The sequence below is a fragment of the Ruminococcus sp. 210702-SL.1.03 genome, from assembly GCF_020559915.1.
GTDB lineage: Bacteria > Bacillota > Clostridia > Oscillospirales > Ruminococcaceae > YE71.
Genome location: NZ_JAJCLZ010000053.1, coordinates 1 through 5,738, shown reverse-complemented (window position 1 = coordinate 5,738; position 5,738 = coordinate 1). Strand labels below are relative to the sequence as shown.

7 protein-coding genes are annotated in these 5,738 nt (G+C 47.9%); all 7 read left to right on the top strand.

Features of this window, described 5'->3' with window-relative positions:
* Positions 1-29 precede the first annotated feature (29 nt).
* The 7 genes from LI114_RS12955 (at position 30) to LI114_RS12925 (ending at position 5,599) form a co-directional block, all read left to right on the top strand.
* Positions 30-812 carry a DUF6017 domain-containing protein gene (locus LI114_RS12955; RefSeq protein ID WP_227221028.1) on the top strand — a complete coding sequence of 261 codons (783 nt, stop codon included), beginning with the start codon at positions 30-32 and terminating at the stop codon, positions 810-812.
* Between the two features lie 20 nt (positions 813-832).
* Positions 833-1,096 carry a hypothetical protein gene (locus LI114_RS12950; RefSeq protein ID WP_092983291.1) on the top strand — a complete coding sequence of 88 codons (264 nt, stop codon included), beginning with the start codon at positions 833-835 and terminating at the stop codon, positions 1,094-1,096.
* A 54-nt stretch (positions 1,097-1,150) separates the two neighbouring features.
* Positions 1,151-1,282, top strand: a complete 132-nt coding sequence (locus LI114_RS12945; protein WP_227221027.1) for an odorant receptor — start codon at positions 1,151-1,153, stop codon at positions 1,280-1,282.
* Entirely contained in the window at positions 1,275-1,553 is a 279-nt protein-coding gene (locus LI114_RS12940) for a hypothetical protein (RefSeq protein ID WP_092983289.1), read from the top strand. Before LI114_RS12945 ends, LI114_RS12940 begins: the two co-directional genes overlap by 8 nt.
* Positions 1,553-2,029 carry a PcfB family protein gene (locus LI114_RS12935; protein ID WP_092983287.1) on the top strand — a complete coding sequence of 159 codons (477 nt, stop codon included), beginning with the start codon at positions 1,553-1,555 and terminating at the stop codon, positions 2,027-2,029. Before LI114_RS12940 ends, LI114_RS12935 begins: the two co-directional genes overlap by 1 nt.
* 244 nt (positions 2,030-2,273) lie before the next feature.
* Positions 2,274-5,258: a DUF4368 domain-containing protein gene (locus LI114_RS12930; protein ID WP_264468330.1), complete on the top strand. Its 2,985-nt coding sequence runs from the start codon at positions 2,274-2,276 to the stop codon at positions 5,256-5,258.
* Positions 5,255-5,599: a TnpV protein gene (locus LI114_RS12925; protein ID WP_117718978.1), complete on the top strand. Its 345-nt coding sequence runs from the start codon at positions 5,255-5,257 to the stop codon at positions 5,597-5,599. Before LI114_RS12930 ends, LI114_RS12925 begins: the two co-directional genes overlap by 4 nt.
* The last annotated feature ends 139 nt before the right edge of the window (positions 5,600-5,738 follow it).

Here is a 5,738-nt window from a genome sequence, read left to right as displayed (position 1 = left end):
CTGCTTAACTTCAAATCCTTGCGGTCAATGTGTCAAGTTTTATTGACAAAATCATGAACAATCATTTTGAATATGTTTACAGCTTTTTCGATGTACCCGTCAGCAAGGAAGAAGCAGACGAACTTGAAGCTGAGACCAGACGCAAGGCTATTACGATCCGTGAGGGCGGCAAGGCGAAAGCCGTTGTTTCTTCATCGGCTGAAAAACAGAAGGTGGAAAACCCGTATCTGGACACTCCGCCTGCTGAAACTCCGCTGTCTGAAAATCAGGGACAATATAATAACAACAATACAAAACAGAAAAATCAATTACTGTGTGATAAATCCTCTATCATTCCTGCGGTGGCAAAGCCAACTTTCAACATTCCGAGTGTTGAAAAATCTGCTGAGAGAGTGACTGACGGATATAACGCAGAAGAAGTAGAGTATTTCACAGAAGTTGTCAGAGATAATCTCGACTACTGGCATCTTGGTGACTGGCTCTGTCAGGACAGTCGGGACGGTTATGCAGAAGCTGATGAAATTGTCGGCTTTATCGTTGACGAAATATGTTCCCCTCTGCCATATACCACACTCAGAGGTCAGGCATTCCCCAGAGCAGTTATTCAGTCAAAGATGCTCAAAGCCAATATCTACATGGTAGAGAATGTCCTTGAGAATATGGCAAAGGTCGATAATATCAAGGATTTTCGCAGATATTTCATCAGTTCCCTCTACAACGAGGTTCTGACATATCATTTCAACGAAGGTTGTGAGAGCCGTAACATTGACGAACAGATCAGGCGTGATCTCGGTTATGGTATGGCTGTCTGACAGAGAAAGGAGGTGGTTCTATGGCTGCAAAGAAGAATGTGGCGGTAACTCCTGCATTTACAGGCAGGAATGTATCGCTGTCTGAGATCTCTCAGGCAAGTGGTATCGGCATCGCTACGCTGAAAAAGGGGCTTGTTGCCGGAGCTGTTGACTTCGGTTATGCGATTCCCTGCGGTAAAGGCGATCAGCATCGCTATTACTGCCCCGACAGGCTTGTGTATCTCAAGACCGGATACTTCAATCCTAACCCTGAGAAGCAGAACACAGACTCCGAAGCCGCTTGAAAGTCTGTAAACGACCTGTTTTACAGTTTTCACAGCGATTTAGAAGCTATCGTCATGGATATGCTCGGTAACAGGATAGAGAAAAAGACTCTTGACACCGTGTTTTCTTCTTTTGACGAGCTTCAGGAGGAATATCACAACAAGCTCCATGAGCTTTTACGGAAAGAGGTGAAAAATCATGGCTAAGTCTATTATCACGCAGGACGGCGATCTTGTCAACTATAACAATCTGGTCGCAATCAGCGTCGAGGAGCGTGCTGTTGGTTTCGATGAGGAGCATTCGGAAGATGAATACTGCATCATCGGCACTGACGTAAAGAACGGCGAAATTCTCCTTTACCATAGCTCCGACTATGAGGAAGTGATGAAGGTCCAGCGTGACATTACCCGTTGGCTCCAGAGTGAAGCGTTCTCCACTTTTGAAATGCCAACCGCAGACGAAGGCGGTGATGCGTAATGCCGTCCGACTATGAGAACGGTGCGAAGAAAACCATCGACATTTCGATCAAGGCGGAGAAAATGACCGCCGATGTGCTGAAATCCGCATTGCAGGAGTTTATGTCGGGCAAAGCTGAGAAAAAGGGGCGTATGACCTACAAGCAGTTGCAGGCAAAGTCCCCGTCAAAGCTCGACAGCATTGAGGTTTCAGACCGAAATATCGGGGATTTTCTGAAAACCGCACGAAAATACGATGTGGATTTTGCCCTGAAAAGAGATAAAAGCACCGAACCGCCTACCTATCATGTTTTCTTTTCCGCTGCCAAAACAGAGGATTTCAAGAGAGCATTTTCGGAGTATGTCGGCAAGGGACAGGGCAAGACACAGAAGCGTGGGGAGTTCACCCGTGAGCAGATGCAGCAGCAGGCTCAGAAGCTCAGGAGCAAACCTCGCAAACAGAAACAGAGAGAGAAAACAAGGGAGAACAGACGGTGATCTACAACTACTTCCAGCCTGCACCCGTTCCACGGGCAAGGGGCGATGATGTTTTTACGGCGGTTTTTGATGCCGATACCAACAGAAAGGAAAGGTCTGCGAATTGCAGATCGACACGAGAAAACTCAAAAAGCTGATCATCAAGGCTGTTCCCTATGTAGCTTTCTCTTATGTGGGCAACCTGATCGGCTTTGCGTACCGTACTGCTGAGGGCAACGGATTTCAGGAAAAAATCCTGCCTTTCATGAGCAATCTCGGTGTGGCGTTTGCAAGAATCTTTCCCAGTTTACACCCGTTTGATCTTCTTTTCGGCTTGGTTCTTGCGGGTGTAATGAGGTTAGTCCTCTATGTCAAGTCGAAAAACAAGAAGAAGTTCCGCCAGGGCGAGGAGTACGGTTCTGCCGTATGGGGCGGTGAAAAGGATATTGAGCCGTATATGGACTTATCCTGCCCTGAAAACAATGTGATACTCACAAAGACGGAATCCCTGACTATGGGCAAGCCCTCTGCACCGAAGTTCGCCCGTAACAAGAACATTCTTGTGATCGGCGGTTCAGGCTCAGGTAAGACACGATTTTTCGTCAAGCCGAACCTGATGCAGATGCACTCCTCTTATGTAGTAACCGACCCGAAGGGTACGGTGCTTGTGGAATGCGGAAAAATGCTTGAACGGGGCCGCCCGAAACGAGTTGACGGAAAAGTTGTGTACCGCAGGGACGATAAGGGCAACTATCTCAAAGACAAAAAAGGCAGATATATCCCTGTCTATGAGCCTTACAAGATCAAGGTGTTCAACACGATCGACTTTGCGAAAAGTATGCACTACAATCCGTTTGCTTACATTTCAAAGAAAAACCGTGAGAAGGATATTCTCAAATTCGTGGAAGTCCTTATCAAGAATACTTCTTCCTCTCAGCAGCCGTCCGGCGATGACTTTTGGGTGAAAGCGGAGAAACTGCTCTATACTGCGTATATTGCACTTATTTTCGCTATGTACCCCGAAGATCAATGGAACTTTGAAACGCTGATCGACATGATAAACGCTTCGGAATGCCGTGAGGACGATGAGGAATTCAAGAATGCGATAGACATTGAGTTTGAGATCGTGGAGTGCTGGCTGAACGGCACAAAGCACGAAGATCCCGAAGTCATGGCTGATTACGGTGACATCTTTGAAACAAAACCCGATGCCGAACAACGGCGCTTGGGTGCATTTGCACTCAAACAATTCAAGGCGTATAAGCTCGCTGCCGGTGTTGTATGCTCTAAAAGACTTCTTAATCAAGCGGTTGGGAAGTCTCTTAGAACACACAACCTAAAACCGAAGAAAGGAGCGCAAGTTATGAGAAAAAACGAGAAAATCACTGCTCTGTATGAACGACTGAGCCGTGATGACTTTGGCAAAGATGATGACCAGCAGCGTGAGAGCAATTCCATTTCCAATCAAAAGGCTATGTTGGAGGAGTTCGCCGCACGGCAGGGGTTTACGAACATTGTCCATTTCACGGACGATGGCATTAGTGGTACTTGCTTTGACCGTCCCGGATTTTTGGCAATGATGAAAGAGGTTGAAGCCGGGAATGTGGAGTACCTGTGTATCAAGGACATGAGTCGCATGGGTCGTGACTATCTGAAAGTCGGTCAGATTATGGAAATCCTGCGTCAGCGTGGCGTTCGCCTTATCGCCATCAATGACGGCGTGGACAGTGCCAGAGGGGACGATGATTTTACCCCTTTCCGCAACATTATGAACGAGTATTACGCCAGAGACACCAGCCGTAAAATCCGTTCCACTTTCCAGTCAAAAGGCAAGTCCGGCAAGCACCTCACAGGCACGGTCATTTACGGCTATCTCTGGAACGAAGCCAGAGACCAATGGTTGGTTGACCCCGAAGCCGCTGATGTGGTCAAGCGCATCTTTGCCATGACGATTGAGGGCTACGGTCCGTATCAGATCGCCAGCAAGCTGAAAGAAGAAAAAGTCCTCATTCCGTCCGCTTACCTTGCCCAGCACGGCGAGGGCGTGAACAAGAATAAGACTTTCAAAGATGTGTACGGCTGGGGTTCTTCCACCATCTGCAACCTTCTTGAAAAGCGTGAATATCTGGGACACACCATCAATTTCAAGACCCGAAAGCACTTCAAGGACAAGAAAAGCCATTATGTCCCGGAGGACGAATGGACGATTTTTGAGAATACGCACGAAGCCATTATTGACCAGCAGACCTTTGACCTTGTGCAGAAAATCCGTGGGAATGTCAGACGCTACCCGGACGGCTGGGGCGAAGCAGCTCCCCTCACAGGCTTGCTTTATTGTGCCGATTGCGGCGGCAAGATGTATGTCCACCGCACCAACAACGGCAAGCGTATTTCTCAATATACCTGTTCCCAATACAGCAAAGTCCCAGTTGGAAAGCTCTGCACGACACAGCACCGTATCAATGAAGATGTGGTACTGTCCCTTGTCTCGGAAATGCTGAAAGCCATTGCCGAGTATGCGAAGCATGACAGAGCCGAGTTTCTCCGTGTGGTGCAGGAAGCGCAGTCCAGCCAGCAGACGGCAGAGGTCAGGAAGCAGCGGACACGCCTTGCAACAGCAAAGCAGAGAGTTTCCGAGCTGGAAGTCCTGCTCTGCAAAATCTATGAGGACAACATTTTAGGCAAGCTGTCCGACAGCAGATACGCCACTCTGGACGCTCAATACGAAAAGGAACAGTCCGAGCTTACCGCTGAAATCTCTGTTCTGGAAAAGGCTATCAGGAGTTATGAAAAGCACGAAAAGGACGCTGACCGTTTTATCGCTCTGATTGATAAGTATGAGAACTTCGACAAGCTGACCATTGCCATGCTCAATGAGTTTATCGAGAAAATCCTTGTGCATGAGCGTGACCGTAAAGGCAGTATACAGACCACACAGGAGGTCGAGATTTACTTCAATTTTGTTGGGCGATTCGTTCCCCCGGCGTTTGGAGAAGTGGAGCTGACCCCGGAAGAATTAGAAGAAATCCGCAAGCGTGAGGAACGCAAGGACAGGCTTCATCAGAACTACTTGAAGCGGAAAGCCAGCGGAGCGCAGAAGCGATACGAGGACAAAATCAAGGGGAGAAAAAAAGCAGAAATCGAAGCCAAGAAAGCCGCCATTCGTGCGGAGGACATTGCAAAGGGCGTGTTCGTCCCTGTCAGCAGTTTACCGCAAAGAGAGCCGATGAAAGGAGTACAAACAGCATGAATATCACTTACACACAGAACGGCGATTATCTTATCCCAAACATCGTTATCCGCAAGACAAAGCCCCTCGGACACTACGGCAGACTTCGCAAAGCATATTTGGAAATGCGCCGCCCGATACTGTTCAATGAGCTGGTGCTATCCGACAAGCTCTTTGAGCATTGCGCCGAGATTGACGAAGCGGCACGAAACCGCATGGAGCTGATCGTGCGGTCACTGGCAAAGCAGTACGGCGTGACCGAACAGCTGAAAGCCGAAAACCAAATGGAATGGGTGCGGCAGATGAACGCTTGCAAGGCACAGGCAGATGAGATTGTGAAAGCGGAATTGATTTATGATTGAGTGAGAAAGTCCGGGCAGAAAACCGTCCGGACTTTTCTCATACAGTCCAAAGTTGCGGTAGAATTGTTCACAAGTTTTATGGTATAATGATATAGTATAATAAAACTTGACACTCCAACCTCAAAGAAGTAAAATAGAA

Coding starts and splice junctions, on each gene's coding strand:
- LI114_RS12940 (WP_092983289.1), top strand. CDS start 1,275: ATGGCTAAGTCTATTATCACGCAGGACGGCGATCTTGTCAACTATAAC.
- LI114_RS12925 (WP_117718978.1), top strand. CDS start 5,255: ATGAATATCACTTACACACAGAACGGCGATTATCTTATCCCAAACATC.
- LI114_RS12945 (WP_227221027.1), top strand. CDS start 1,151: ATGGATATGCTCGGTAACAGGATAGAGAAAAAGACTCTTGACACCGTG.
- LI114_RS12930 (WP_264468330.1), top strand. CDS start 2,274: ATGAGCAATCTCGGTGTGGCGTTTGCAAGAATCTTTCCCAGTTTACAC.
- LI114_RS12950 (WP_092983291.1), top strand. CDS start 833: ATGGCTGCAAAGAAGAATGTGGCGGTAACTCCTGCATTTACAGGCAGG.
- LI114_RS12935 (WP_092983287.1), top strand. CDS start 1,553: ATGCCGTCCGACTATGAGAACGGTGCGAAGAAAACCATCGACATTTCG.